21 protein-coding genes are annotated in these 24,608 nt (G+C 65.5%); 12 read left to right on the top strand and 9 right to left on the bottom strand.

The features are described 5' to 3' along the window. The first annotated feature begins 44 nt into the window (after positions 1-44). The 9 genes from argJ (at position 45) to ACHFB9_RS14645 (ending at position 12,830) form a co-directional block, all read left to right on the top strand. Positions 45-1,286, top strand: a complete 1,242-nt coding sequence (gene argJ, locus ACHFB9_RS14685; RefSeq protein ID WP_417068115.1) for a bifunctional glutamate N-acetyltransferase/amino-acid acetyltransferase ArgJ — start codon at positions 45-47, stop codon at positions 1,284-1,286. 41 nt (positions 1,287-1,327) lie between these two features. After that, positions 1,328-3,136, top strand: a complete 1,809-nt coding sequence (locus ACHFB9_RS14680; RefSeq protein WP_417068114.1) for a diguanylate cyclase domain-containing protein — start codon at positions 1,328-1,330, stop codon at positions 3,134-3,136. 142 nt (positions 3,137-3,278) lie between these two features. Then, the gene (gene rpe / locus ACHFB9_RS14675) at positions 3,279-3,971 is read left to right on the top strand and encodes a ribulose-phosphate 3-epimerase (protein WP_417068112.1); all 693 of its coding nucleotides are present in this window, start codon (positions 3,279-3,281) and stop codon (positions 3,969-3,971) included. Between the two features lie 8 nt (positions 3,972-3,979). Next, complete coding sequence (locus ACHFB9_RS14670; protein WP_417068111.1) at positions 3,980-4,657, top strand: phosphoglycolate phosphatase; 678 nt, start codon at positions 3,980-3,982, stop codon at positions 4,655-4,657. 219 nt (positions 4,658-4,876) lie between these two features. Next, positions 4,877-6,364, top strand: a complete 1,488-nt coding sequence (gene trpE / locus ACHFB9_RS14665) for an anthranilate synthase component I (protein ID WP_417068110.1) — start codon at positions 4,877-4,879, stop codon at positions 6,362-6,364. Positions 6,365-6,374: 10 nt separating this feature from the next. Further along, on the top strand, positions 6,375-6,953 hold the full coding sequence (locus ACHFB9_RS14660; protein ID WP_417068109.1) for an anthranilate synthase component II: 579 nt from the start codon (positions 6,375-6,377) through the stop codon (positions 6,951-6,953). Further along, a complete protein-coding gene (gene trpD, locus ACHFB9_RS14655; protein WP_417068107.1) occupies positions 6,950-7,975 on the top strand; it encodes an anthranilate phosphoribosyltransferase in 1,026 nt (341 codons plus the stop codon). The genes ACHFB9_RS14660 and trpD overlap by 4 nt, the downstream gene beginning before the upstream one ends. Next, complete coding sequence (gene trpC / locus ACHFB9_RS14650) at positions 7,976-8,806, top strand: indole-3-glycerol phosphate synthase TrpC (RefSeq protein WP_417068105.1); 831 nt, start codon at positions 7,976-7,978, stop codon at positions 8,804-8,806. Positions 8,807-8,810: 4 nt separating this feature from the next. Then, complete coding sequence (locus ACHFB9_RS14645) at positions 8,811-12,830, top strand: translocation/assembly module TamB domain-containing protein (protein ID WP_417068103.1); 4,020 nt, start codon at positions 8,811-8,813, stop codon at positions 12,828-12,830. On the opposite strand, the gene ACHFB9_RS14640 is transcribed toward ACHFB9_RS14645, so the two are convergent. From ACHFB9_RS14640 to ACHFB9_RS14625, 4 genes are all read right to left on the bottom strand, one after another. Next, positions 12,817-13,020: a hypothetical protein gene (locus ACHFB9_RS14640; RefSeq protein WP_417068102.1), complete on the bottom strand. Its 204-nt coding sequence runs from the start codon at positions 13,018-13,020 to the stop codon at positions 12,817-12,819. The two genes, ACHFB9_RS14645 and ACHFB9_RS14640, sit on opposite strands and share 14 nt — an antisense overlap. Before the next feature lie 126 nt (positions 13,021-13,146). Then, positions 13,147-14,184: an alpha/beta hydrolase-fold protein gene (locus tag ACHFB9_RS14635; protein ID WP_417068100.1), complete on the bottom strand. Its 1,038-nt coding sequence runs from the start codon at positions 14,182-14,184 to the stop codon at positions 13,147-13,149. 68 nt (positions 14,185-14,252) lie between these two features. After that, positions 14,253-15,146, bottom strand: a complete 894-nt coding sequence (gene rsgA / locus ACHFB9_RS14630) for a ribosome small subunit-dependent GTPase A (protein ID WP_417068098.1) — start codon at positions 15,144-15,146, stop codon at positions 14,253-14,255. Next, entirely contained in the window at positions 15,143-16,390 is a 1,248-nt protein-coding gene (locus tag ACHFB9_RS14625; protein ID WP_417068097.1) for a M48 family metallopeptidase, read from the bottom strand. The genes rsgA and ACHFB9_RS14625 overlap by 4 nt, the downstream gene beginning before the upstream one ends. A 70-nt stretch (positions 16,391-16,460) precedes the next feature. Here ACHFB9_RS14625 and orn point away from each other — a divergent pair, with 70 nt between their 5' ends. Continuing rightward, the gene (orn, locus tag ACHFB9_RS14620) at positions 16,461-17,009 is read left to right on the top strand and encodes an oligoribonuclease (protein ID WP_417068095.1); all 549 of its coding nucleotides are present in this window, start codon (positions 16,461-16,463) and stop codon (positions 17,007-17,009) included. Positions 17,010-17,013: 4 nt separating this feature from the next. Here the strand turns inward: orn and ACHFB9_RS14615 are convergent, their stop codons facing one another. Together ACHFB9_RS14615 and rpmE are read right to left on the bottom strand one after the other, a co-directional pair. Further along, the gene (locus tag ACHFB9_RS14615) at positions 17,014-18,648 is read right to left on the bottom strand and encodes an ArnT family glycosyltransferase (protein ID WP_417068094.1); all 1,635 of its coding nucleotides are present in this window, start codon (positions 18,646-18,648) and stop codon (positions 17,014-17,016) included. A gap of 102 nt (positions 18,649-18,750) precedes the next feature. Then, positions 18,751-18,963, bottom strand: coding sequence for a 50S ribosomal protein L31 (rpmE, locus tag ACHFB9_RS14610; protein ID WP_417068092.1), 213 nt, complete (start codon positions 18,961-18,963; stop codon positions 18,751-18,753). A gap of 131 nt (positions 18,964-19,094) precedes the next feature. Here rpmE and ACHFB9_RS14605 point away from each other — a divergent pair, with 131 nt between their 5' ends. After that, positions 19,095-19,469, top strand: coding sequence for a thioredoxin family protein (locus ACHFB9_RS14605; protein ID WP_417068090.1), 375 nt, complete (start codon positions 19,095-19,097; stop codon positions 19,467-19,469). Between the two features lie 68 nt (positions 19,470-19,537). Here ACHFB9_RS14605 and ACHFB9_RS14600 read toward each other — a convergent pair whose 3' ends face one another. From ACHFB9_RS14600 to ACHFB9_RS14590, 3 genes are all read right to left on the bottom strand, one after another. After that, the gene (locus ACHFB9_RS14600) at positions 19,538-20,743 is read right to left on the bottom strand and encodes an amino acid aminotransferase (protein WP_417068089.1); all 1,206 of its coding nucleotides are present in this window, start codon (positions 20,741-20,743) and stop codon (positions 19,538-19,540) included. Between the two features lie 90 nt (positions 20,744-20,833). Further along, positions 20,834-21,736, bottom strand: a complete 903-nt coding sequence (locus ACHFB9_RS14595) for a hypothetical protein (protein ID WP_417068088.1) — start codon at positions 21,734-21,736, stop codon at positions 20,834-20,836. A 5-nt stretch (positions 21,737-21,741) separates the two neighbouring features. After that, positions 21,742-22,308, bottom strand: coding sequence for a LemA family protein (locus tag ACHFB9_RS14590; RefSeq protein WP_417068086.1), 567 nt, complete (start codon positions 22,306-22,308; stop codon positions 21,742-21,744). 133 nt (positions 22,309-22,441) lie between these two features. Here ACHFB9_RS14590 and uvrB point away from each other — a divergent pair, with 133 nt between their 5' ends. Further along, on the top strand, positions 22,442-24,472 hold the full coding sequence (uvrB, locus tag ACHFB9_RS14585) for an excinuclease ABC subunit UvrB (RefSeq protein WP_417068084.1): 2,031 nt from the start codon (positions 22,442-22,444) through the stop codon (positions 24,470-24,472). The last annotated feature ends 136 nt before the right edge of the window (positions 24,473-24,608 follow it).

The raw sequence follows: 24,608 nt of genomic DNA, 5'->3' as shown, positions 1-24,608 counted from the left end.
CCCGGCCTGGCCGCCTGGTGCGGATAATTTTCTGGGAGTCGATGATGTCTGTTCGCCTGTCTGCGCCGCTCGCTGCGGATTTGTTGCCGGTTGCCGGCGTTCGTCTCGGGGTCGCCGAGGCCGGGATCCGCAAGGCGAACCGCCGCGATCTGACCGTGATTGCGCTCGCCGAAGGAAGCCACGTTTCCGGCGTCTTCACGCTGAACCGCTTCTGCGCCGCGCCGGTGCACCTCTCCAAAGCCCATCTGGCGGCAGGCAAGGGAATCCGGGCGCTCGTGATCAACACCGGAATCGCGAACGCCGGCACCGGTGAGCAGGGCATGGCGGCCGCGCAGACTACCTGCGAAGAGCTGGCCAGTCAGTTGGGAATCGAGGCCGACCAGGTTCTGCCCTTCTCGACCGGAGTGATCCTCGAACACCTCCCGGTCGAGCGTCTCGTTGCGGGCCTTCCCGTCGCCTGCGCCGATCTGAGGAGCGATGCCTGGTTCGACGCCGCGCACGCGATCATGACCACCGATACCGTCGCCAAGGCGCGCTCGATGCAGATTTCGCTCGCCGGCCACACCGTGACACTGACCGGGATCGCGAAGGGCGCGGGCATGATGAAGCCGAACATGGCGACGATGCTGAGCTTTCTCGCGACCGATGCGGCGATCTCGCAGAAGCTGCTCGATGCGCTGCTGCACGAAGTCGCGGATCAGTCCTTTAACAGCATCACTGTCGATGGTGACACCTCGACGAACGACTCCTTCGTGCTGATCGCGAGCGGCGCGAGCGGTGCGCCCGAGATCACTGATACGGCCAGCGCCGACTATGCGACGCTGCGTGCAGCGGTGCTGGAGATGTCGGTCTGGCTCGCCCAGGCGATCGTCCGCGATGGCGAAGGCGCAACGAAGTTCATCAGCGTCGTCGTCGAAGGCGGGGCGGATCGCGCCGAATGCCGCAAGGTCGCTTATGCGGTCGCGCATTCGCCTCTGGTCAAGACCGCTTTCTTCGCGTCCGATCCCAACCTGGGACGCATCCTCGCTGCGATCGGTTACGCGGGCATCGAGGACCTCGATGTTGCGAAGCTCAAGGTCTGGCTGGGCAGCCGCGGCGAGGAAGTGCTGGTCGCTGAGCAGGGCGGGCGGGCTTCTTCCTATGTTGAAGAAGCCGGTTCCCGGATCATGCAGGCCGAAGAGATCTCGGTGCGCATCGCACTTGGCCGCGGTGTGGCGGCGGCGACGGTCTGGACCTGTGATTTTTCGTACGACTATGTGAAGATCAACGCCGATTATCGCAGCTGATCGGGTCAGTATTCCGGGCCGAGCACCGGGCGGAGGTGGGAATGAGAGCGGGTTTGAAGATCCTGTTTATTTTCTGCGGCCTGATGTTCGGCGTACTGGCTCTGGCGTCGTCTGTCGCCGCGCCGTCGCCTGGAGACGTCGCGCGCATCCACTACCATCGCGCTGACAAGCTTTACGAGGGCTGGGGCCTGCACCTCTGGGGCGCGGCGCCCTCGCTGGCGACTCCGGTCGACTGGGCGATGCCCCTGCCGCCGACGGGAACCGATGCCTTCGGCGTCTATTTCGACGTTCCGCTCCAGGCAGGGGCGGTTGCGCTGAACTTCATCGTACACAAGGGTTCCGAAAAGCACGTTCCCGATGATCAGGTTCTCGACTTCGCGAACCAGGGGCGCGAAATCTGGCTGATCGCTGGCGATGCGGCCATCTATACGCGCCCTCCAGCCCTGAGCGACAAGTCATCGGACCGGATCTCCGCGCTTCGCCTCGCCTGGGCGAGACAACCCGCCTGGCTGGGCTTCGCCCTGGCTGGAGCCTTGCTGCTGCTGATCGTGTTGGGCGGCTTGCTGCGCCATTCGCTGCGGCTGCGCGCCGACATCCAGCGCCAGAGCGTGCTGCTCGCGCAGTCAAGAAAGGATCTGGAGGTCCAGGCCGAGCTGCAAAGCGAAGCCCATGCCCGGGTTGTCTCTCTGGTTGGAACCGACGAGCTGACCGGCCTGATGACGCGCGCCGGGGTCAGGCGGGCACTGGCCTCGGCTCAGGCCAAGGCGCGCCGCAATCAGACGATGCTCGCTGTGCTGTTCCTCGACCTCGATGATTTCAAGCCGATCAACGACCGCTACGGTCACGCGGTCGGCGACCGGGTTCTGGTTGCCGTTGCCGAGCGCCTGCAGCGCGGATTGCGCGAGAGCGACATCCTGGCCAGGCTGGGCGGGGACGAGTTCCTGATCATCGCCGAGGACATCGGCGATCCTCTGGTCGTCGCTGAGCTGGCGCGCAAGCTGCTCGGGGCGCTCGCCGAAGTCATCGAGTTCGAAGGCAATCTTTTGCGCGTCAAGGCCAGCCTGGGTGTTGCGCTCTACCCTAGCGACGGAGAAGGAGACGAGCTGATCGAGCTGGCCGACGCGGCGATGTATGACGCGAAGCGGGCGGACGACGGGGGCTTCCGTTTCGCTTCCGCGTGGCTCAACGCCCAATTTCAGCGCGAAGTCGAAGTCGAGCGGCTGTGGCGCGAGGTGCTGACGGCCGGCTCGCTCGCGCTGGGTTGGTTGCCTCTGCGCACCGAGGGGGGCGAGGATTGGGCTTGGGTGGCCCAGGCGTTCAGACGGGGGGACACAGGACTTGAAGCGATGCCGGTCTGGTCCAGCCTCGATCCGGATCTGGCTCTGGAGGCGGATCTCTGGATGCTGGAAAAGCTCGTCGCTGCGGTCGAATCCTCTCCCGGTCCCGGGCTCAGGGTGATCGCTCCGGCCCGCTCGTCGCTGTCCGATCCGCGCTTCCTCGCCGCCTGTCAGGGCGCGCTGACGCGCATGCGCGAGCGCGGCGCGACGCTGGTGCTTGAGCTGCCGCATCTGTCGGTCGTGCCCGATGCCTTGCGCGCTCTGGTCAGCGGAGGGGGGCAATTTGCGCTCAGGCTCTCCCGCCCCGAGCAGATTTCGCTCTATTGTCTCGCTGAACCGGGTCTGCGCTATCTGCTGGTTTCCGGCCTGGCTTCGGCCGGTCCCGAGGATGGCCGGGCGCTGACCGCGCTGTTCGCCGGAGCCCGCGCTCTGGGAATTGCTGTCGTGTTCGGTCCGCTCTTCGAGACGAGCTTGCCCATCCATCCCGACTACCGGGTTGGCGAACCGGTCTGAATCACTCCTCTCCGTCTCGCCCGGGCGGCGTTTTGGCAAGCCCGGTGTGGGCTCAAAGCCTCAGCGGTGACGCCGCTGCTCCCGGCTATGGGACAATTGCGGCTCTGGCGGAGCCTTCCGCCCTGTTTTCCTTGGGGGTGTTGTGAGTTACCGGATTGCGCCCAGTCTTCTGTCGGCGAACTTTGCGAAGCTCGGCGAAGAAGTGAGCAATGTTTTGGCGGCGGGAGCCGACTGGATCCATTTCGACGTGATGGACAACCATTACGTGCCGAACCTGACGATAGGGCCTCTGGTCTGCGAGGCGATCAGGCCGCTGACCGATGCGACGATAGACGTGCACCTGATGGTCGAGCCGGTCGATGCTCTGGTGCCGATGTTCGCGAAGGCCGGAGCGAACGTGATCACGTTCCACCCGGAAGCCTCCCGCCACGTCGATCGCACGCTCGCGCTGATTCGCGAGCTCGGTTGCCAGGCCGGTCTGGTCTTCAACCCGGCGAGCTCGCTCAGCTGGCTCGATCATGTGATGGACAAGATCGACGTCGTGATGCTGATGTCGGTGAACCCGGGCTTTGGTGGACAGAAGTTCATCCCCGAGACGCTGACCAAGCTCGGGGCTCTGCGTGCCCGCGTCGATGCGTGGGAGCGCGAGACCGGGAAGGAAATCCGCGTCGAGGTCGATGGCGGCGTCAAGATCGACAACATCGCCGAGATCGCGCGGGCCGGAGCCGACACTTTTGTTGCCGGGTCTGCCGTCTTCGGCGCGGGTCGGGACGAAGATCCCCACCGCTACGATTCGGTGATCGCGGCTCTGCGCGCCGAACTCGCGAAAGTATGAGGAAAGCCATGAAACTGAAGTTCGATGTCGACGCGCTGCTGTTCGACCTGGATGGAACCCTGCTCGACACGATCCCCGATCTGTATGAGGCGGCGCGCCGGATGCTCGAAGAGCTCGGCCAGCCGGCGCGCAGCATCGAAGAGGTGACGCGCTTCGTCGGCAAGGGCATCCAGAACCTGGTTATCCGTTGCCTGTGCGATGGCCGGCCCGAGGTCGATCCGGATCTGCCGCGGCGGGCCTTGCCCGTCTTCAACCGCCACTATGCGGCCGTCAATGGTCAGTCGACGCGGATGTACGAAGGCGTCGAAGAGACGCTCGCCGAGTTCGCGCGCCAGGGCATCCGCATGGCCTGCGTCACGAACAAGGCGGCCGATTTCACCGCTCCGCTGCTCGAAAAGATGGGCCTCGCGTCCTTCTTCGGCTGCGTCGTCAGCGGCGACACGCTGGCGGTCAGGAAACCTTCTCCCGAGCCTCTGCTGCATGCCTGTGAGGTTCTCGGTGTCGCGCCGGCGCGCACTCTGATGGTCGGCGACTCGGCCAACGATGCGACGGCGGCCCAGGCCGCCGGCATCCCGGTGCTGCTGCTGACCTATGGCTACAGCGAAGGGCGCGGCGTGGACAGCATCGAATGCGACGGGTTAGTATCGAACTTCCCCGCCTTGAAGAGCCTCGTTGGCCGATCCTGAGCGAGGCCTTCACACTCATGACCTGCGAGAACCTCTCGATCGAAAAGGAGTATTCCCCGTCCCGCGCCGCCGCACGATGGCTGCGCGTCGGGTACTCGTGGCGTGTCGAATGATGCGTCAGGGAGCGCGTCTCCCCTTCAGCGCGGCCAAACCGCGCCTCGATCACAGGCAGTGCCGGCACCTCAGCCCGGTCTGGGTGCCGAACCCTTCGGAGTCATGATGACAGAAGAACAATTCCTTGCTCTCGCGGAACAGGGATACAACCGTATTCCGCTGACCCTCGAGACTTTCGCCGATCTCGATACCCCCCTCTCGATCTACCTCAAGCTCGCCAACGAGCCGAACACCTATCTGCTCGAATCGGTGCACGGCGGCGAGCGCTTCGGGCGCTATTCGATCATCGGCCTGCGTGCGAACACGCGGATCGAAGTGTATGGGCGCACCGTGCTGCTGCTCAGCAACGATCGCCTGGTCGAGCGCCGCGATTACGGCGACCCGCTGACCTTCATCGGCGAGTTCATGCAGCGCATCAAGGTTCCGCCGCGCGACGGCCTGCCGCGCTACTGCGGCGGTCTGGTCGGCTCCTTCGGCTACGACACGGTCCGCTACATCGAACCCAAACTCGCCCGCCACGAGCCCAAGGATGACCAGGGAATTCCGGACATCGCGCTGCTCCTCTCCGAAGAGCTTGCGGTTGTCGACAACCTGTCGGGCAAGCTGACTCTGGTCGTCTACGCGGAGCCGGAAGTTCCCGGCGCCTACAAGCGCGCCCAGAAGCGTCTGAAGACTTTGCTTGCGAAGCTGCGCAAACCGGTCGCGATTCCGGCCGACACCCGTGGCGAATCCGTTCCCGCGGTCTCGGACAGCGGTGAGCAGGCCTACAAGGATGCGGTGGTCCGCGCGAAGCAGTACATCCTCGACGGCGACATCATGCAGGTCGTGCTCTCGCAGCGGATGAGCAAGCCTTTCGCGGCCTCGCCCCTGGCGCTCTACCGGAGCCTGAGGGCGCTGAATCCCAGTCCCTACATGTTCCTGTTCAATTTCGAGGATTTCCAGATCGTCGGCGCTTCGCCCGAGATCCTGGTCAAGCTCGAGGACGGGACCGTCACGGTGCGGCCGATCGCCGGGACCCGCAAGCGGGGCGCGACTCCGGAAGAGGATCTCGCGCTCGAGCGTGAGCTCGTCGCCGACGAGAAGGAGAGGGCCGAGCATCTGCAGCTGCTCGATCTCGGTCGCAACGACGTCGGTCACGTCGCGCAGATCGGCTCGGTCAAGGTCACCGAGAAGTTCGTCGTCGAGCGTTACTCGCATGTGATGCATCTGGTCTCCAACGTCGAAGGCCAGATCAAGCCCGACGAAGACCGGCGGGCGGCGGCGCTCGCGGTGTTGCGCGCGACCTTCCCGGCCGGGACGGTTTCCGGCGCGCCGAAGGTGCGGGCGATGCAGATCATCGACGAGCTCGAAACGGGCAAACGCGGCGTCTACGCGGGCGCGGTCGGTTGCATCGGTTTCGACGGCGACATGGACGTCGCGATCGCGATCCGTACCGCGCTGATCAAGGACGGGCGGCTCTTCGTTCAGGCGGGAGCCGGCATCGTTGCCGACTCGAACCCGGAAGCGGAATGGCAGGAAACCCTCAACAAGGCAAGGGCGGTGCTGACCGCCGCCCGGATGGCCGAACAAGGCCTCGACACCCCGCTCAACTGAGGATTTCGCCATGCTGCTGATGATCGACAATTACGACAGTTTCACCTACAACCTCGTCCAGTACTTCGGCGAGCTCGGCGCCGACGTGCGCGTGCACCGCAACGACCAGATCACGATCGAGCAGATCGAAGCGCTGCACCCCGATCACCTGGTCGTCTCGCCCGGCCCCTGCACGCCTGCCGAAGCGGGCATCTCGGTCGAAGCGATCCGCCATTTCGCCGGCAAGCTGCCCATCCTCGGCGTCTGCCTGGGCCACCAGTCCATCGGTGCGGCCTTTGGCGGCAAGATCGTCCACGCGCAGCGTCTGATGCACGGCAAGACTTCGCCGATCCATCACCTCGACGCCGGCGTCTTCCGTGGCCTGCCCAATCCCTTCACCGCGACGCGCTACCATTCGCTGGCGATCGAGCGCGCGAGTCTTCCCGATTGCCTGCAGGTGACGGCCTGGACCGATGACGGCGAGATCATGGGCGTTCGCCACAAGACTCTGGCAATCGAAGGCGTTCAGTTCCACCCCGAGTCCATCCTGACCGAAGGGGGGCATCAACTGCTGAAGAACTTCCTGGACCAGCGAAAGGATGGGCGATGAACCCCCAAGAGGCATTGCAACGCGTCATCGAACACCGCGAGATCTTTCAGGAGGAGATGATCGACCTGATGCGGCAGATCATGTCAGGGCAGATGAGCCCGACCTTGATCTCCGGCATCCTGATCGGTCTGCGGGTCAAGAAGGAGACGATTGGCGAGATCACCGGCGCCGCGCTGGTGATGCGCGAGCTGGGCACGAAAGTGCCGCTCGCGACCGACCGTTCGCTGCTCGTCGACACCTGTGGCACGGGGGGAGACGGAGCCCATACCTTCAACATCTCGACGACCGCGATGTTCGTCGCCGCCGCCGCGGGTGCCAAGGTCGCGAAGCACGGCGGACGCGCGGTCTCGTCCTGTTCGGGGTCGGCCGATGCGCTCGAATCGCTGGGCGTGCACCTCGCGCTGACGCCCGAGCAGGTCGGTGCGGCTATCGACGAGATCGGGCTGGGCTTCATGTTCGCGCCCAATTTCAACAGCGCGATGCGCCACGCCGGAGCCGTCCGGCGTGAGCTGGGCGTGCGGACGATGTTCAACATCCTGGGGCCGCTGACCAACCCGGCCGGAGCCGCCAACCAGGTCATGGGCGTCTTTCACCCCGATCTGGTCGGCATCCAGGCCCGGGTGCTGCAGCGTCTGGGTAGCCGCAACGCGTTGATCGTGCACGGCCTCGACGGTCTTGACGAGCTTTCGATCTCGGCACCGACTCTGGTCGGCGAGTTGCGGGACGGGGTGGTGCGCGAGTACCGCTTGAGCCCCGAAGATGTCGGCCTTGCCCTGCATCCGGCCTCAGCCGTGCGCGCGGATACGGTCGAGGACTCGCGGGCCCTGCTGCTCGCCGCGCTCGACGGCAGCAACGCGGCGGCCCGCGACATCGTGGCCTTCAACGCCGGCGCCAGTCTCTACGTCGGAGGTAATGCCGACACGCTGGAGAGCGGAGTCGCGCGTGCGCTTGAAGTCATCGCCAGCGGCGCGGCGCGTGCCAAGCTTGACGAGCTGGTCAGATTCACCGGACAGTTCAAATAAATGAGTGACATCCTGCAGAAGATCCTCGCGACCAAACGCGAGGAAATTGCGATCGCCGAGCAGAGCGTCTCGCGCGAGGCGATCGTCAAACGCGCCCGCGCGGGCGCGCCCGTGCGCGACTTTGTCGGTGCGATCCGCGAGAAGATCGCAGCCGGCAAGTCGGGCGTGATCGCCGAAGTCAAGAGAGCCAGCCCGTCGAAAGGCGTGATCCGCGAGGATTTCTCGCCGGCCGCAATCGCCGACTCCTACGAGCGGGGCGGTGCGGCCTGCCTGTCGGTGCTGACCGATAGCCAGTATTTCCAGGGCTCGGCCGATTACCTCAGGGAAGCGCGTGCCGCGTGTCGCCTGCCGGTCCTGCGCAAGGACTTCATCGTCGACGCCTATCAGATCTTCGAAGCGAGGGCGATGGATGCGGATTGCATCCTGCTGATCGTCGCGGCTTTCCTGCCGCCCGAGGGTGTCGTCTCGGCCGCGGTGGCGGAGAAAGCGCTGGCCACGCTGCTCGAACTCGAGGCGATCGCTCTCGATCTGGGCATGGCAGTGCTCGTTGAATCGCACGATGCGGCCGAGCTCGCGCTCGCGCTGAAGCTCTCGACCCCGTTGATCGGCATCAACAACCGCAATCTGCGCACTTTCAAGGTCGATCTGGAAACGACCCTGTCCCAGCTCGAACGGATTCCCGAAGATCGCATCGTTGTCTGCGAGAGCGGAATCACCGGTCCGGCCGATGTCGCGCTGATGCGCCGCAATGGCGTCAATGCCTTCCTGATCGGGGAGACCTTCATGCGCGCCGCCGATCCCGGAATAGAGCTCGTCAGGCTTTTTGTCTGAACTCATGAGCGAAGAGGCGCCGCGGGAGAAGCCGGAAAAGCCAGCGCCCCAGCGCTTCTGGTCGCGCCTGGCGGGACGCGTCGCGCGTCGCCCTGTCGCGATGCTGCTCGGGCTTGCCGCGGCGCTCCTCCCCTGGGTCGGGCTGGCCTGGCTCGTCGAGACGCCCTCAGGGCTGGTCGCGCTTGCCGAGAGCCTGAACGTGCTCGGGCGCGGGGATCTGCGGATCGAAGGCGTCAGCGGGCGTTTGCGCGACCGCTTCGCGCTCGAACGCTTTCATCTCGAGATCGGACTGACCCGGGTCGAAATCCGGGATCTCGCCGTGGACTGGCAGCTCTCCGGGCTCCTGCGCGGCGTGCTGCACTGCCGTAGCCTTGCCGCGAGCTCGCTCGAAGTCGGTCATCAAGCCTCGGGGAAGCCGCCGTCCATCCCCAAGTCCTTCGCCTTGCCCTTCGAGCTTCACGTCGAACGCGCGAAGCTCGGGCGCTTCGACTTCTCCTCCGATCTTGACGCCCATAACCATGTCCGGCTGTTCGGGTTTTCCGCCCTCGAGGCCAGGGCCGTCTTCGCCCGTCATCGCTGGCTGATCCAGTCCCTCTCCGGGCAGACCGACTGGGGACCGGCTTCGCTGAGCGGCAGTCTGGTTCCCGACCCGCCTTTCGCGATTGCGGCCAATGGGCGGATCCGGGTTCGCTATGGTGCCCGGGAACTGCCGGCGCGCGTGACGGCGAACGGGTCGCTGGTCGACCTCGACCTCGCCGGCGACGGTCGCTCCGATCTCTTCAAGCTCCGTGGCCGGCTCAGGTTGAAGAGTTTCGCCGCGCAGACGCTGGTGGGGCTGGATCTCGACGCAGACTCTTTCGATCCGCAAAGGCTCAATCCCGCATCTCCCCGCGCCCAGCTCGCGCTGAAGGCGCAGCTCGCGCCGCTGCGCCCTCGGCGCGGCCTTCCCGAGGCCGCGGCAAAGAGCGGTTTGCGGATCGGCGGGCCGGTGACAGTCCTCAACAGCGAAGCCGGCACGCTCGATTCGGGACGGCTTCCGGTGGAGCGCCTCACCACCGATCTCGCGTGGGACGGCAGCCGCGTCGAGCTGGGCAAGGTCGATCTGCGCGTGCCCGGTGGCGGCACAATGGCCGGGCGCTTGGCCTGGCGCCGAGCGGGCCAGCCGGATGCCTGGGGAATGCTTGAAGCCGATCTGGTGCTGGCCGGACTCGATCCGTCCCGCTTGCACAGCCGTCTGCCCTCTGCCCGCCTTGCCGGGCAGATCGTCGCCGAGGCCGGACGCGACAGCCAGAAAGCCCACGTCGATGTCGGCGACGGGAAACTGCGCCTCGCCGCCGATCTCGTCCGGCGTGGCTCTCGGCTCGAGCTCTCCGCGCTGCGCCTCGCTTCGGGTTCTGCCGAGCTGGGAGGATCCGGCTCGCTGAGCCTGGACGCGACGCGCCGTTTTTCCGTTGAACTGCAGGCCTCGCGTTTCGATCCGCACGCATTCTGGGCGGCTTCGCCGGTGGGTTCGTTGTCCGGACGGCTCTCCGCCCAGGGCCGGCTCGCGCCGAAACTCGCACTGGACGGCAGCTTTGAGCTCGCCGACAGCCGCTTTGCCGGCCTGCCGGTCGGAGGGGAGGGCGCCGTCTCGCTTGCCGACGGTCATCTGCGCCGCACCCGGTTCACGCTCGACGCGCTCGGCAATCGGATCAGCGCCGAAGGCGCTTTCGGCCGCTCCGGCGAGAAGCTCGCTTTTCGCATCGATGCTCCCGCGCTCTCCCGTTTGGGCGCGGGTTTCGACGGTCGGCTCACCGGCACGGGCTCGCTTTCCGGTTCGCTCGATCACTTCGCGGGGGATATCGATCTGCGCGGGGACAAGCTGGCTGTTCCGGGGGGACACCGGCTCGATGCGATCAATCTGCGCGCCCGTCTTCCCGAAGGACGGGCTTCGCCGTTTTCGTTGCAGTTTGCGCTGGCCGGTTATCGTGCCCCCGGCGAGCCCGACGCGAAACTGCGGCGGGCCACGCTCAGCGCTCAGGGTTTGAGGTCCGACCACGTTTTGAAGCTGGAGCTGGAGCTGCCGCGCCGCTACGCGCTTCATGCCGAGGCCCGGGGCGGTCTCGGCCAGGCTCTGGCCTGGAGCGGCAAGCTCAAGCGCCTGGGGCTGGAAGCGGGGGGCGAGCTCCACCTCGTCGCTCCGGCCGATCTGGCCTTCGGCCCCGATCACCTGCGCCTCGGAGCGGCAACGCTGCGTGGCGAGAAAACCGAGATCAGCTCTGAGCTGTTGAGCTGGACTGCCCGCGAGATCCTTGCCCGCGGACATCTGTCGGGCGCCGAGATCCGCCCTGGCGCGATCGATCCGCTGCGCGTGCGCACGCGCCGGATCGCGCTGCAGTTCGGTGCCGAATGGGATCTCCAGCTCGCCGAGCACGCCAACGGCCACGTCCGGGTTTTTCGTGAAGGTGGCGATGTCGTCGTCGGCGACGATTCTCCGGTCGCGCTGGGACTGAGCGAGCTCGACGCTTCGGCGAGCGTCAAGGATGACAGCCTCAGCGTCAGGGCGAGCGCTCTGGGCCTGCGCAGCGGTCGCTTCACGGCTTCGCTGTCGGCGCGCCTCATGCGGGTCGGTTTGCTCTGGCGTCTCGCGCCCGACGAAGCTCTGCAGGGCAGGGCGCAGATCGCGATTCCCCGCGTCGATTGGCTGGGGCCGCTGATCGATGCGAACCTGAGGACGACCGGCAGCATCTCCGGGGATTTCGCTGTCAACGGCACGCCCGCGCATCCGCTCGCGAGCGGCTCGGCCCAGGGGGAGAACCTGGGCCTGGTGATGGTCGATCAGGGGCTCAGGGTCAGCGGAGGGCGGCTCAGGCTGCGTTTCGATGCCGACCGGGCCTATCTGGATGAACTTTCCTTTGTTTCGCCGACCCGGGTCAGGCCCGATGAGAAGCGGATCGATTTCAAGGCGCTGACGGCCCAGCCCGGCCGGGCGAGCGCGAGCGGGCAGATTGAGCTGGCGAGTGGACGAGGTCTGTTCCGGATCGACGCCGACCGGCTCGCGATGCTGCAACGCCGGGATCGCTGGTTGCTGATCTCGGGTCAGGGCCAGATTGAATCGACGTGGAAATCGATGACGCTGACCGGACGCTTCACGGTCCCGGCCGGCTTCATCGGGTTTGCCCGCAAGGGACTGCCGACGCTCGACGACGATGTCGTGGTCCGCGGGCGGACCCAGAGCGGGGAGCAGCGCTTCCGGATCGCGACCGACCTCGAGGTCGATCTCGGCCAGGCCCTGTACCTGAAGGCTTTCGGGGTCGATACGCGCCTTGCCGGTGCGCTGAGCCTGCATGCGCGCCCCGGCGAGGCGCTGCGCGCCAGCGGCGCCATCGAGACTCAGGAAGGCGTCTATGATGCCTATGGTCAGCGCCTGACGATCGACGAAGGAAAGATCACCTTCCTGGGGCCGCTGGCCAACCCGGCGCTGAATGTGACCGCGTTGCGCAAGGGACTGTCTGTCGAAGCCGGCGTGCAGATCACCGGGAGCGCGCAGAAGCCCCGGGTCAAGCTGGTCTCCTCGCCGAACGTTCCCGATGTCGAGAAGATGTCGTGGATCATGCTGGGGCGCGCGCCGGGCAGCGGATCGGAGGCGGACGGAGCGCTGATGATGGCCGCGGCCGGAGTGCTGTTCGGGGATACGACCGGCGGGATCACCGGACAGATCGCCAGCGTCTTCGGCGTGGATCAGATCCGCCTTGCCCAGTCGGAAAGCAAGGGCCTGGGACGGGCAACGACCAGCCAGGTCGCCGGCTCGGCAACCGGTTTCGCGACCAGCAGCGCGGCCAGCGGCGGTGAGAGCGTCAGCCAGCAGGTCGTCGTGGTCGGCAAGCGCCTGTCGAACGACCTCTATCTGTCGCTGGAGCAGGGCGTTCAGGGAACCGAGAGTCTGGTCAGGCTGAGCTATGCGCTGACCCAGAAGATTGCTTTGGTGGTCAGGGCGGGGACCGAGCAGGCGCTCGATCTGAACTACACGGTCAGCTTCCGGTAAAGCGCTTCAAGCCACCGCGGTGGTAGGCGCGAACCAGGATCTCGGCGGTGCGGCGCGATTTGCAGACACCCAGCGTGCGCCCATCCGCGCGCGCGACCCAGTCGCTATAGCGGCCGTCGAGTTCTCCGACGACTGTTCCCTGATCGTCGCGGACCGCCCATTGTCCGTCCGCCTGTTTGATCACATCCATGATCCGGAGATTTTAGCGCGTTGCGCGAAAACTTCCAGCCCTGACAGTGGGTGGCGAGACCGATATATCCCGCTGCGTATATCCGGATCTACTGGCCAGGGAGCCAGACCGGGAGCCTGTGTGGCCTCAGGCTGTTTTGGGTTTGCGCTTGGCCTGGTGAAAGTGATCCGAGACCTTGACCAGAAGCTCCGGCGTCATCTCGTTCCAGTTGCGCCAGGTCGGCACGCCGTCGAGGCGCATGAAGGGCAGGCTCAGCCCCAGCGAGCGGGTCCGCTCCATCAGCTGCCGGTACTGCGGCGGGGCGCAGCCTTCGGTCGTGCAGAACAGGTGGATGCGGAAAGGCTGCTTGCCCAACGCGGTGCTGATCACCGAATCCTGGAAAGTCTCGTTCATCGGCACGACGAGGCTGAACGCCTTGGGGTGGGCAAGAGCCATCGCCAGCGGGCCATATTCGCTGATCGACATGCCGCCTATCGCCCTCAGTGCGGCTTCGCCTGATACCGGGTACTGGCGGGAGAGCCAGGGTAGCGCGGTCTGGGTCAGCGCCTCGCCGTATTTCTCCATGGCGTGACCGGCGTGGCCGCCCGGAAGGAAAACCGCAAATGGACGAATCAGGCCCTGGGCAAGCAGGTTGTCCATGAACTGGCGGATGCGGCCATTGGTTGCCCACTGGTTTGCGCGCATCTGGTGGCCGTGGATCAGCGTCAGCAGAGGCAGCTTGTCCTTATCTCCGGTTCCCGGGGGAAGGTAGAGCTGTCCGGGCAGGTTGCCGCCGAGTTTGGTGCAGGGGATCAAGGTGTCGATCAGCTCGCCCTTGGGCACTTTGGGTTTGTCGTCCCATTCGCCCTGACCGAGGAAGACATAGGAGTGGCATTCGCCCATTCCCATCCCGTCCTCGGCGATCAGCGGATTCATCGGGTCGGGAATGCGCCGGCCATCGACATCGAACTTGTAGTGCCACTGGCCGCTGCGCAGTTGCAGCTTGAGTCGCCAGACTCCGTCGCCGTCGCGCTGCATCGCGAGCTTGCCGCTCTGCCAGTGCGTCATGTCACCGAACAGGAAGACTTCCTCGGCGGACGGGGCGTAGAGCGAGAACTCGGCGGGAATCAGCGAACCCGCCATGTCGGTCTGCGAGAGGATCAGTGAGTGAAGTCCAAACGGCATGAAATATCTCCTGGACTTTCGATTCTATCAGCGCTCCGCAAGCGAACCATGACCGGATTTGCTGGCGCTCAATGGCCGACGCGCGCGCGTTGCGCGTATTCGAGCTCGGATCTGAGCGTCAGGTAGTGGGCGAAGCGCTGCGGATGGATCGCCCCTGTTTCGGCCGCGGCGCGCAGCGCGCAATCGGGCTCCGCCTCGTGACGGCAGTCGCGAAAGCGGCACTGGCCGAGGAAGGGGCGAAAATCGATGAAGGAATGTTCGAGGGCGCCGCGCGACAGCTGGGCGAGCCCGAACATCTGCAGACCCGGGCTGTCGATCAGCGTTCCGCCTCCGGGCAGCTTGTAGAGGCGGGAGAAGGTCGTCGTGTGCTTGCCCGAATCGAGCGCCGCCGAGATCTCCCGGGTTCTCGCTTCCGCGTCGGGAACGAGCGCGTTGGTCAACGTCGACTTGCCCATTCCGGACTGACCGACCAGCAGGCTTTGTTCGCCGGGCAGGCGGCGGGCGAGCTCGCCGAGCTCGCCGTGCGCCGACAGCTCGAGCACTTCGTAGCCGATCGCGACGAGCGGTGCGAGCAGCGCGCGGGCCGCGTCGAGCTGGGTTGTGAGGTCGCACTTGTTCAGCACGATCAGCGTCTTGAGCTCCTGATCCTCGGCCGCGCACAGGCAGCGGGTCAGCAGCTCGGGGTTGAAGCTCGGTTCGACCGCGGTGACGATGATGACCTGGGTCAGATTGGCGGCGATCAGTTTCTGTTTGAAAGCGTCTTCGCGGTAGAGCAGCGAGCTGCGCGCTTCGAGCTTGTCGATGACGCCCTGGCCGGGCGCGGTGACTGTGACTTCGACCCGGTCGCCGCAGGCGAAGAGGCTTTTTTTTGCGCGCGGGAAACAGAGCAGTAGCTCGCCGGAGTCGAGCTCGACTTCGTACTGGCGGCCGAAGGCCGCGATCAGCGTCGCGAGCTGTTTCATGAAGCGCTCAGGCGGGCGATCCGGATCGGCGCCGGAGGGTGAGAATCGTAGAAAGCCGAGTAGAGCGGATCGGGCGTCAAGGTGCCGGCGTTGTCGCGGTACATCTTGACCAGGGCCGAGACAAGGTCGGTGGCCTGGGCGTGGCGGGCGGCATAGGCGTCGGCCTGGAATTCATGGACGCGCGACCACAGACTCCCCAGCGGGGTCAGCGGAAAGCTGAACACCGGCAGCGCGAACAGGAAGAGTGCGAGCGCGCTCGCGGTGTCGTTGGCGCTCATGCCCAAGCCATTGAAGAACCACGGCTCGGTGATCAGCGCGCCGAGCAGCGCCAGAATGGCGAGACTCATCGCGGCCATGAAGGCGATCCGCTGCCACAGGTGGCGCAGCTTGAAGTGACCCAGCTCGTGGGCCAGCACCGCCTCGACTTCCTCGGGGGCGAGTTTCTCGATCAGCGTATCGAAGAAGACGATGCGCTTCGCGGCGCCGAAACCGGTGAAATAGGCATTGCCGTGCGCCGAGCGCTTCGAGCCGTCCATCACGAAGAGGCCGGAGGCGCGAAAACCGCAGCGTGCGAGCAGCGCTTCGATCCGGGTCTTGACCGGGCCGTCTTCAAGCGGTGTGAATTTGTTGAAGAGCGGTGCGATCAGGACCGGGTAGAGCACCATTGCGAGCAGGTTGAACGAGAGCCAGAAGGCCCAGACCCAGACCCACCAGTTCGCGCCGCTCGCCGCCATCAACCACAGCACGATCGCAGTGACCGGTAGGCCGATCACCACCGCGACGCAGGCGGCGGTGAAGAGATCCTTGATGAAGACGGCGAGGCTTGTCTTGTTGAAACCGAAGCGCGCTTCGGTGACAAAGGTGGTCCAGATCGAGAAAGGCAGGCCGACGATGAAGGAGATCACCGACAGTGTTGCGAGGAAGGCGATTCCGTGCCAGAGCCCGCCGCTGGGCAACTGTTGGCTCCAGGCGTCGTGGATCGCCTGCAGGCCGCCGCCGAAAGTCAGCGCGACGAGCAGCGCCATCTCGGCCGTCAGTTCGACGACGCCGACCGCGAGCCGGGCGCGCGTGTAGTCGGCCGCCTTCTGGTGCGCTTCGAGCGGGATCCGATCCGCAAAGGCAGCGGGCACCGTGGCGCGGGCACGGCCGACGTGGCTGACCTGGCGCCAGGCCAGCCAGAGCCTGAGACCGAAAGAGAGCAGCAGGAAACCGGCGAAAAGTGTCGCGAAAGCGGAGGAAGTCATTCGGCTGGCGGTGCGCGGCGCGCCAAAGGCGGCTATGCGACAATCCGCATTTGTTTTGGAGGCTGAAATTATGGCACAGGACCCGAATCGTCTTGTCTGGGTCGACATGGAAATGACCGGCCTCGAGCCGGACCGAGACCGGATTCTCGAAGTCGCGGTGATCGTCACCGATGCTCATCTCGAAGTCGTCGCCGAAGGGCCGGTCATTGCGGTCCACCAGTCCGACGAAGCGCTGGCCGGCATGGACGAGTGGAACCAGAACACGCACGGCAAGAGCGGGCTGATCGAACGCGTGCGTGCCTCAAAAGTCGATGAAGCTGCCGCGGTGAAAATCCTGCGCGAATTTCTCGATCCGTTGCTGCCCGCCAAGGCCAGTCCGATGTGCGGCAATTCGATCGGTCAGGACCGGCGTTTCATGGCGCGCTGGATGCCCGAGCTCGAAGACTGGTTCCACTATCGCAATATCGACGTCAGCACGCTCAAGGAGCTCGCGAAGCGCTGGAATCCTGCGGTCTTCGCGGGGGTCAAGAAAGCCGGAGCCCACACGGCCCTGGCTGACATCCGCGAATCGATCGCTGAGCTCGCCTACTACCGCGACGCCTTCCTGCGTCTGCCCTGAGCGCTCAAAGCGTCTCGGGGACGTAGAGCCTGAGCCGTTCGGCGCTTCGCTTGCGGCCGCGGCTCATCTCCCAGACTGGCCGCCAGGAGGCCGGAGGCGCGACGGTCTCATCGCGGCTCGTGTAGATGACGAGGCGGGTGCAGGCCGGAAGCGGCGCGCCAGGCCGGGCGGAGACGAAGGCGATCTTGTCGAAGTAGGCGAAGGAACCCCACTGGCTGGGCCCCATGCCGATCTCGGCGACGCAGCCGCTGCCGTGCTGAGCGAGCGCGAGTGCAAGCTCTTGGGAAATCCGTCGGTAGCTCTTGCTGGCGTCGATCGGTGCGAGGAAGAGCGCGACGACCAGGGCCCACAGGAAAGTCACTCCGGCGGCCCAGGTGAATGCTCCGCGCAGCGGCGAGCGAGGCGGGCGGATCATCACCGCGATCCACGCGAGGCTCAGGGCGACCGCGCAGACGATCCCGATGGTCGAGAGCTGCGGAACGTAGCCGGGCACGAGTCGCGCGATGTTGCGGGCGAGCGGTGCGGGGTGGCCGAAGTGCTGGGCGGACCACGCGATCCATGCGAAAGCGCCGGTCGTCGCGAAGGTCATGCGGCCAAACCAGTCCAGACTGCTCGCGGCGCCTCGTCTCAGGCTCAGGGCTCCGTCGGCGGCGAGCAGCAACAGGGGCGGGATCAGCGGCAGCGCGTGAGCGGGGCGCAGCGCGCCGGTGAAGCAGACCAGGATCAGCGCCAGCGCGAAAGAGGCGAGCGGCAGCAGGAAAGACGTCTCGGTGAGCTGTTTGCGTCGCTTCCACAGAGTCCAGCCGGCCAGCGGCCAGAGCGGCCACAGGAACCAGGCCATCAGCTGCAGCAAGGGATCGAGCTGGATGAAGTTGTGGAAGTGGGGGGTGATGCTGGCGAGCTCGAAAGACCACCAGGCGGAGAAGTTCGCCGGGCGAAGAGACGCGAGCAGGCCGATCCAGCCGAGGACGATGACTGCGGTGATCGCCGCGCCCAGACCCAGGGCCTTCAAGCGGTTCTGCTTGCGGCATTCGCTGCAAAGTCCGGGCAACAGCACCCACAGAGGTAGCAGGAGCGGTAGCGCGGCAAGGCCGGCGGCCAGGAAGGCTGCGCCGATCGCGAGGCCGGCGATGATCGCGCCGCGGCGCGGCGCGGCGAGGAATTCCGCATAGCCGAGGAAGGCGGCCGAGCTGCAGGCGAGCAGCGCGAGCTGCGGCTGGAACTCGTGAGCGTGGATCAGCAGACCCAGCGTGCCCAGGCCCAGCAGGACCGCCGCGCGGTCGGCGTGCTCACCGTAGAGCTTGCGGGCGGCGCGCGCCAGGCAGTAGAGCGTTGCTGCGACAAAGAGCCCGGAGGCGAGCCGTGCCGCGTCGTGAAGCGGAATCAGCCAGCCGAATGCTTTGCCGAGGATCGCGCCCAGCCAGTAATAGAGCGGCGGATAGTCGAGCAGCGGCCGGCCGGCCACCGACGGGATCAACCAGTCGCCACCGCCCAACATCTGGTGGATCGCGCTGAAGAACTCGGCATCGTCGCCTCGCCAAGGGTCGTGATCGATCAGGCCGGGAAGGGCGTAGAGCGCGAACACAAGCCACAAGACCCTGAGCGGGAGTTTGGGGAAAGGTGCGGATGTTGGCGCCATGGGGATCTCGCGGCGAAAGATGAGAGTTTAGTCGGGCCGGGACGGCCCGGAAAAACAAAAAGGCAGCCGAAGCTGCCTTTTGCGCAGAATGCGGCCTGAAACTCAGGCAGCGCTCTTGCCGTACTTCTGACGGAAGCGTTCGACGCGACCGGCAGTGTCGACGATCTTCTGCTTGCCGGTCCAGAACGGGTGGCATTCAGAGCAAACTTCGACGTGGAACGTTTCCTTGCCCACCGTGGAGCGGGTCGTGAAGGTGTTGCCGCAGGAGCAGTTGACCTTCACTTCGACGTAATTCGGATGGCCTTCAGTTTTCATTTCATACCCTTTCGCCGCAGCCGGCGGATGTGGCCAGCCATTTGGAAAAAGGGGAATTATCGGCATCCACCTCGTTCAAGTCAAGGCTGGCTGGCATAATCCCGAATCTTCCTCTGCCTTCGCTGCCTGTCATGCCCTCTCCCCGCGACTTCGAATTCTTCGTCGCCTGCCTCTGCGCCGAGTGGTGCGGAACCTGCCGGGACTACCGTGCGGGCTTCGCAGCGCTGGCTGCCGAGTTCCCGGAGATGGGCTTCGAATGGGTCGATGTCGAGGACGAGGCGGATCGGATCGGCGACATCGACGTCGAAAATTTTCCGTCCTTGCTGATCCAGCGCGGTGATGCGGTGCTGTTCTTCGGGGCTATGCTGCCCGACCACGCGCTGCTGCGCCGGCTGCTGCAGACTTTCGCTGCCCAGTCTCCTGACGAGAGCCTGCGCTACGCGAGCGCGACTGCCGAGCGGCGCGACTGGCAGCAGCACAACCTGAGGCGCTTTCTCTCGCTCTGAACCGTGGTGCGCTGGCGATCAAATGAAAAAGGCCGGCAAGCCGGCCTTTTCGTCTGGGAGCCCAGCGTTCAGATCATCGCTTTGGCGAGCGCGTCGGCGACGTAGTCGAGGTTGCGGCTGTTCAGCGCCGCGACACAGATCCGGCCGGTCGAGACGGCGTAGATGCCGTACTCGGTGCGCAGAGTCTCGACCTGGGCGGCGGAGAGGCCCGTATACGAGAACATGCCGCGCTGGTTGGTCACGAACGAGAGATCGCGCTTGACGCCGCGTTCGGCGAGGCGCTCGGCCAGGCCCTTGCGCATCTCGCGGATCCGCGTGCGCATCGCGGCCAGCTCCTCTTCCCATTGCTGGCGCAGCTCGGGGCTGGTCAGCACCGCGGCGACGACGGCGCCGCCATGGGTCGGCGGATTCGAGTAGTTGGTGCGGATCACGCGCTTGACCTGGGAGAGCACGCGAGCGGCTTCATCCTTGCTGTCCGTGACCAGCGTCAGCGCGCCGACCCGTTCTCCGTACAGCGAGAAGCTCTTCGAGAACGAGCTGGAGACGAAGAACTGCAGACCGGAGGCGGCGAATTTGCGCACCGCGGCGGCATCGGGCTCGATGCCTTCGGCAAAGCCCTGGTAGGCCATGTCGAGGAAGGGGATCAGGCCTTTTTCGCGGCAGGCGGCAACGACTTCGTCCCACTGGGCATCGGTCAGATCCGCGCCGGTCGGGTTGTGGCAGCAGGCGTGCAGCACGACGACGGAGCCGGCCGGCAGCGTCTTGAGCTTGGCCAGCATTGCCCCGAACGCGACGCCGCCAGTTGCGGCGTCATAGTAGGGATAGGTTTCGACCTTGAAGCCGGCGGCCTCGAACAGCGCGCGATGGTTTTCCCAGCTCGGGTCGGAGATATAGACGGTCGAGGCTGGGGTCAGTTGCTTCAGGTAGTCGGCACCGATCTTCAGCGCGCCGGTGCCGCCCAGAGCCTGGACCGTGACGGCCTGGGCGTTCGCGATCAGCGGCGAATCCTGACCGAAGAGCAGGGCCTGGACCGCCTTGTTGTAGGCGGCAAGTCCGTCGATCGGTTGATAGCCGCGCGGCGGCTGGGTTTCCAGGCGGGCCGCTTCGGCCGCCTTGACCGCGCCGAGCAGCGGGATCTTGCCGTTGTCGTTGAAATAGACCCCGACGCCAAGGTTCACTTTGGTCGTGCGGGTGTCGGCGTTGAAGGCTTCGTTGAGGCCGAGAATCGGATCGCGGGGGGCCATTTCAACCGCGGCAAAGATCGAGGCAGTCATCATCACTCCAGGTCAGGGAATGGGGGTGGCGGAGCTAAACCCGCCGTCGAATCAAGTATTTGAGTTTACCACGCGAAAACCTTGCCGCTTTTAGCGAAGGGTCAAAGCTTTGCCGATCAGCGCACTGCCGCAGAGGAAGGCGAAGGTCGCGAAAGCGCGCCAGAGCCGCAGGCGCCGCAGCAAGCGCGGGCGGGGCTGAGCCGAGATCAGCATTCCGGCGCGGTCGGCGCCGATCGCGTGGAGCGTGGCCTCGCCAGCCGCGTCGAGGCGGCGTTGCCGTGCTTCCCGCCGTGCGGCGGCGCGGGCGAGCGTCCATTCGCGGGTATCGATCTCGCCGCTGCGATCCAGATCGAAACGCTTGCGCAGGCTCTCGGGATCCTGCTTCCAGTCGGCGATCAGCTCGCGGGCGAGTTCTTCCTCGCTGCGCAACGCGTCACTGGCGAGGGCCCGGAACTGGCCGATCACGAACAGGGTTTCGCCGGCCAGGATCATCGAGTGGACGATGCGCTCGTCGTCGCGGATCACGGTCTCGCTCTGGGCGGCGAGAACCTGGGCCCCGGTCGGCTCGATCAGGCACTCTCCGCTGTCGTCGGCAATCAGAAAGCTCTCGTCACTGCCGTATTCGTAGTGTTCTTGGTTTTCGCCTTTGCCCCGGGTCACGCTGACGTGATACCAGAGGCAGGGCAGGCCGTTCAGCGGATTGAGGGGCTGGACGCCCGCCAGGGCTTTGGCGCGGCCATTGATCGCGATCCGGCCCTGGGCGGCCGAACCGGCTTTCTGCAGCGGGATATCCGCGATCAGGCGGATGCGGCGATGAAGAACAATCCAGCCCGGCAGCGCGGCGAGCGCGAAGACGCTGCCGACGATCAGGATCAGTTCGCGCTCGCCGACCCCTTCGACGAGCGCGCCGAAACCCGCCAGCAAGAGCGCCAAAGCGCCTGCGGCCAGCGCATCGAGCCAGGGGGGGCGGTTTTCCGCGAGCGGGCTGCGCATCGAACTCAGCGGAAGAGCTTGCCCAGATCGACGTCGCGTGTCTCGGCGCTGGTGAAGCGCAGCGGCGAGCGGGTGTCGAAGCGGAAGAGGCGGGCGATCACGGTGTCCGGGAACTGTTCGACGCGGACGTTGTTGGCCGTCACCGCATCGTTATAGGTCTCGCGGCGATCCGCGATCGCGTTCTCGAGCGCGACGATCCGCTGCTGAAGCTCGGCGTAGCGCGCATCGGCTTTGAGCTCGGGATACTGCTCGGCGACCGCGAAGAGGCGGCCGAGGTCGGCGCGCAGGCTCGTCTCGGCCTGACCCAGAGCGTCGACGTCGAGCGCTTCGCGGGCCTGGGCGATCCGGCCCCGGGCTTCGACGATGCGGGTCAGCGTTGCGACCTCGAACTGCTGGTACTGGCGGCAGACTTCGACCAGTTTGGGCAGCTCGTCGTGGCGCTGCTTGAGCAGCACGTCGATGTTGGACCAGGCCCGGGCGAGCTCGTGCTTGAGCCGGACCAGCCCGTTATAGCTCAGCACCGCCCAGACGAGAAAGAGAACCAGGACTCCAACCAGGATTCCACCTGCCATATCCACCCCCCTCAGCAAAGAGGGTTTCAGTGTAACCAAGCCCACCCACTTTGGGTGTGCCCGCAAGCGGGCTTAGGCCCGGCGCCTTCGGGGCGGCTAGAATGACGGGTTACGCATGTGCCGGAGCGCTGACGTGGTCGTTCAATACCCAGGAAGTCCCTTTCGCCTGCACCAGCCCTTCCCCCCGGCCGGCGATCAGCCCACCGCGATCGCCCAGCTCGTCGAAGGCATTGAAGACGGGTTGATGTACCAGACCCTGCTCGGAGTGACCGGCTCGGGCAAGACCTACACAATGGCCAACGTGATCGCGCGCTGCGGGCGTCCGGCCCTGGTTCTGGCGCCGAACAAGACCCTCGCGGCCCAGCTCTATGCCGAGTTTCGCGAGTTTTTCCCCGAGAACGCGGTCGAGTACTTCGTTTCCTACTACGACTACTACCAGCCCGAGGCCTATGTGCCGAGCCGCGACCTGTTCATCGAGAAGGACTCGGCGGTCAACGAGCACATCGAGCAGATGCGGCTGTCGGCAACGAAGAGCCTGCTCGAACGGCGCGACGTCGTCATCGTCGCGACCGTCTCCTGCATCTACGGTATCGGCGACCCGGTCGACTACCACTCGATGATCCTGCACCTGCACGAGGGCGAGAAGATGCCTCAGCGCGACGTGGTGCAGCGCCTCGTCGGCATGCAGTACTCGCGCTCGGACATGGACTTCAAGCGCGGCACTTTCCGGGTTCGCGGTGACGTGATCGACATCTTCCCGGCCGAGAACGCCGAGATGGCGGTGCGCCTGGAGCTGTTCGACGACGAGATCGAACACATCACGCTCTTCGATCCGCTGACCGGCCACATGAAACAGAGGATGGGGCGCTTCACGGTTTTCCCGTCCAGCCACTATGTGACGCCGCGCTCGACGGTGCTGCGTGCGATCGAAGCGATCAAGGAGGAGCTGCGCGATCGCTCGGCTTTTTTGCTGCGCGAGCACCGCCTCGTCGAAGCGCAGCGGATCGAGCAGCGGACTCGCTTCGACCTCGAAATGCTGACCGAAGTCGGCTTCTGCAAGGGCATCGAGAACTACTCACGCCACCTGTCCGGGCGCGGCCCCGGCGAGCCGCCGCCGACGCTGATCGACTACCTGCCGCCCAATTCGCTGATGTTCATCGACGAATCGCACGTCGCGATCCCCCAGGTCGGCGCGATGTACAAGGGCGACCGGGCGCGCAAGGAGAACCTCGTCAACTACGGCTTCCGCCTGCCCTCGGCGATGGACAACCGGCCGCTCAAGTTCGACGAGTTCGAAGGCCTGATGCCCCAGGCCGTGTTCGTGTCGGCCACGCCTTCCACCTATGAAGAGGAACACCAGGGTCAGGTCGTCGAGCAGGTCGTCCGTCCGACCGGGCTGATCGATCCGGTGATCGAAGTGCGCCCGGCGATGACCCAGGTCGACGATCTGCTGATGGAGATCCGCCGCCGCACCGCGAACGAGGAGCGGGTGCTGGTCACTGTGCTGACCAAGCGGCTCGCCGAGGAGCTGACCGACTACCTCGCCGAGAACGGCATCCGCGTGCGCTATCTGCACTCGGACATCGACACGGTCGAGCGGGTCGAGATCATCCGCGACCTGAGGCTGGGCCTGTTCGACGTGCTGATCGGCATCAACCTGCTCCGCGAAGGTCTGGACATCCCCGAGGTGTCGCTGGTCGCGATCCTCGACGCCGACAAGGAAGGCTTCCTGCGCTCGGTGCGCAGCTTGATCCAGACCATAGGCCGGGCCGCCCGCCACCTGCACGGCACCGCGATCCTCTATGCGGACCGGATGACCGATTCGATGAAGGCGGCGATCGACGAGACCGAGCGCCGCCGTGCCAAGCAGATCGCGCACAACGAAGCGAACGGGATCACGCCCAAATCGGTCACGAAGAGGATCAAGGACATCATCGACGGCGTCTATCACGACGACGAGACCGGCAAGACGCTGGCGACCGACTCGGGGCCCGACTATTCGCGGATGGACGAGAAAGCGCTCGCGAAGGCGATCAAGGCGCTCGAAAAGAAGATGACCGAGCACGCGAAGAACCTCGAGTTCGAGGAAGCCGCGGCGGCCCGCGACGAACTCTTCAAGCTCCGCCAGAAGGCCTTCGGCGCGGACCAGCACGGCAGCGTCTGATCTGGTTTCGGAGACGGGAAGCGTGAAGGGGGGCTCTTGCAACAAAGGAGCAATGTCTCGCTTGGGGGGGGGCAATAACCCATGTTGCATCCAGGGATGTTTCAGACGATGATGCGGCGTCCCTTCTCTGGTTGGT

Source organism: Niveibacterium terrae, from assembly GCF_048213115.1.
Lineage (GTDB): Bacteria > Pseudomonadota > Gammaproteobacteria > Burkholderiales > Rhodocyclaceae > Niveibacterium > Niveibacterium terrae.
Note: the sequence above shows the minus strand (reverse complement) of the source record. Positions and strands in the feature narration are given on the sequence as shown.

What these genes read in the sequence shown, in the direction of transcription:
- argJ (WP_417068115.1), top strand. Translation starts at nt 45, where the DNA reads ATGTCTGTTCGCCTGTCTGCGCCGCTCGCTGCGGATTTGTTGCCGGTT.
- ACHFB9_RS14680 (WP_417068114.1), top strand. Translation starts at nt 1,328, where the DNA reads ATGAGAGCGGGTTTGAAGATCCTGTTTATTTTCTGCGGCCTGATGTTC.
- ACHFB9_RS14670 (WP_417068111.1), top strand. Translation starts at nt 3,980, where the DNA reads ATGAAACTGAAGTTCGATGTCGACGCGCTGCTGTTCGACCTGGATGGA.
- trpE (WP_417068110.1), top strand. Translation starts at nt 4,877, where the DNA reads ATGACAGAAGAACAATTCCTTGCTCTCGCGGAACAGGGATACAACCGT.
- ACHFB9_RS14660 (WP_417068109.1), top strand. Translation starts at nt 6,375, where the DNA reads ATGCTGCTGATGATCGACAATTACGACAGTTTCACCTACAACCTCGTC.
- trpD (WP_417068107.1), top strand. Translation starts at nt 6,950, where the DNA reads ATGAACCCCCAAGAGGCATTGCAACGCGTCATCGAACACCGCGAGATC.
- trpC (WP_417068105.1), top strand. Translation starts at nt 7,976, where the DNA reads ATGAGTGACATCCTGCAGAAGATCCTCGCGACCAAACGCGAGGAAATT.
- ACHFB9_RS14645 (WP_417068103.1), top strand. Translation starts at nt 8,811, where the DNA reads ATGAGCGAAGAGGCGCCGCGGGAGAAGCCGGAAAAGCCAGCGCCCCAG.
- ACHFB9_RS14640 (WP_417068102.1), bottom strand. Translation starts at nt 13,020, where the DNA reads ATGGATGTGATCAAACAGGCGGACGGACAATGGGCGGTCCGCGACGAT.
- ACHFB9_RS14635 (WP_417068100.1), bottom strand. Translation starts at nt 14,184, where the DNA reads ATGCCGTTTGGACTTCACTCACTGATCCTCTCGCAGACCGACATGGCG.
- rsgA (WP_417068098.1), bottom strand. Translation starts at nt 15,146, where the DNA reads ATGAAACAGCTCGCGACGCTGATCGCGGCCTTCGGCCGCCAGTACGAA.
- ACHFB9_RS14625 (WP_417068097.1), bottom strand. Translation starts at nt 16,390, where the DNA reads ATGACTTCCTCCGCTTTCGCGACACTTTTCGCCGGTTTCCTGCTGCTC.
- orn (WP_417068095.1), top strand. Translation starts at nt 16,461, where the DNA reads ATGGCACAGGACCCGAATCGTCTTGTCTGGGTCGACATGGAAATGACC.
- ACHFB9_RS14615 (WP_417068094.1), bottom strand. Translation starts at nt 18,648, where the DNA reads ATGGCGCCAACATCCGCACCTTTCCCCAAACTCCCGCTCAGGGTCTTG.
- rpmE (WP_417068092.1), bottom strand. Translation starts at nt 18,963, where the DNA reads ATGAAAACTGAAGGCCATCCGAATTACGTCGAAGTGAAGGTCAACTGC.
- ACHFB9_RS14605 (WP_417068090.1), top strand. Translation starts at nt 19,095, where the DNA reads ATGCCCTCTCCCCGCGACTTCGAATTCTTCGTCGCCTGCCTCTGCGCC.
- ACHFB9_RS14600 (WP_417068089.1), bottom strand. Translation starts at nt 20,743, where the DNA reads ATGACTGCCTCGATCTTTGCCGCGGTTGAAATGGCCCCCCGCGATCCG.
- ACHFB9_RS14595 (WP_417068088.1), bottom strand. Translation starts at nt 21,736, where the DNA reads ATGCGCAGCCCGCTCGCGGAAAACCGCCCCCCCTGGCTCGATGCGCTG.
- ACHFB9_RS14590 (WP_417068086.1), bottom strand. Translation starts at nt 22,308, where the DNA reads ATGGCAGGTGGAATCCTGGTTGGAGTCCTGGTTCTCTTTCTCGTCTGG.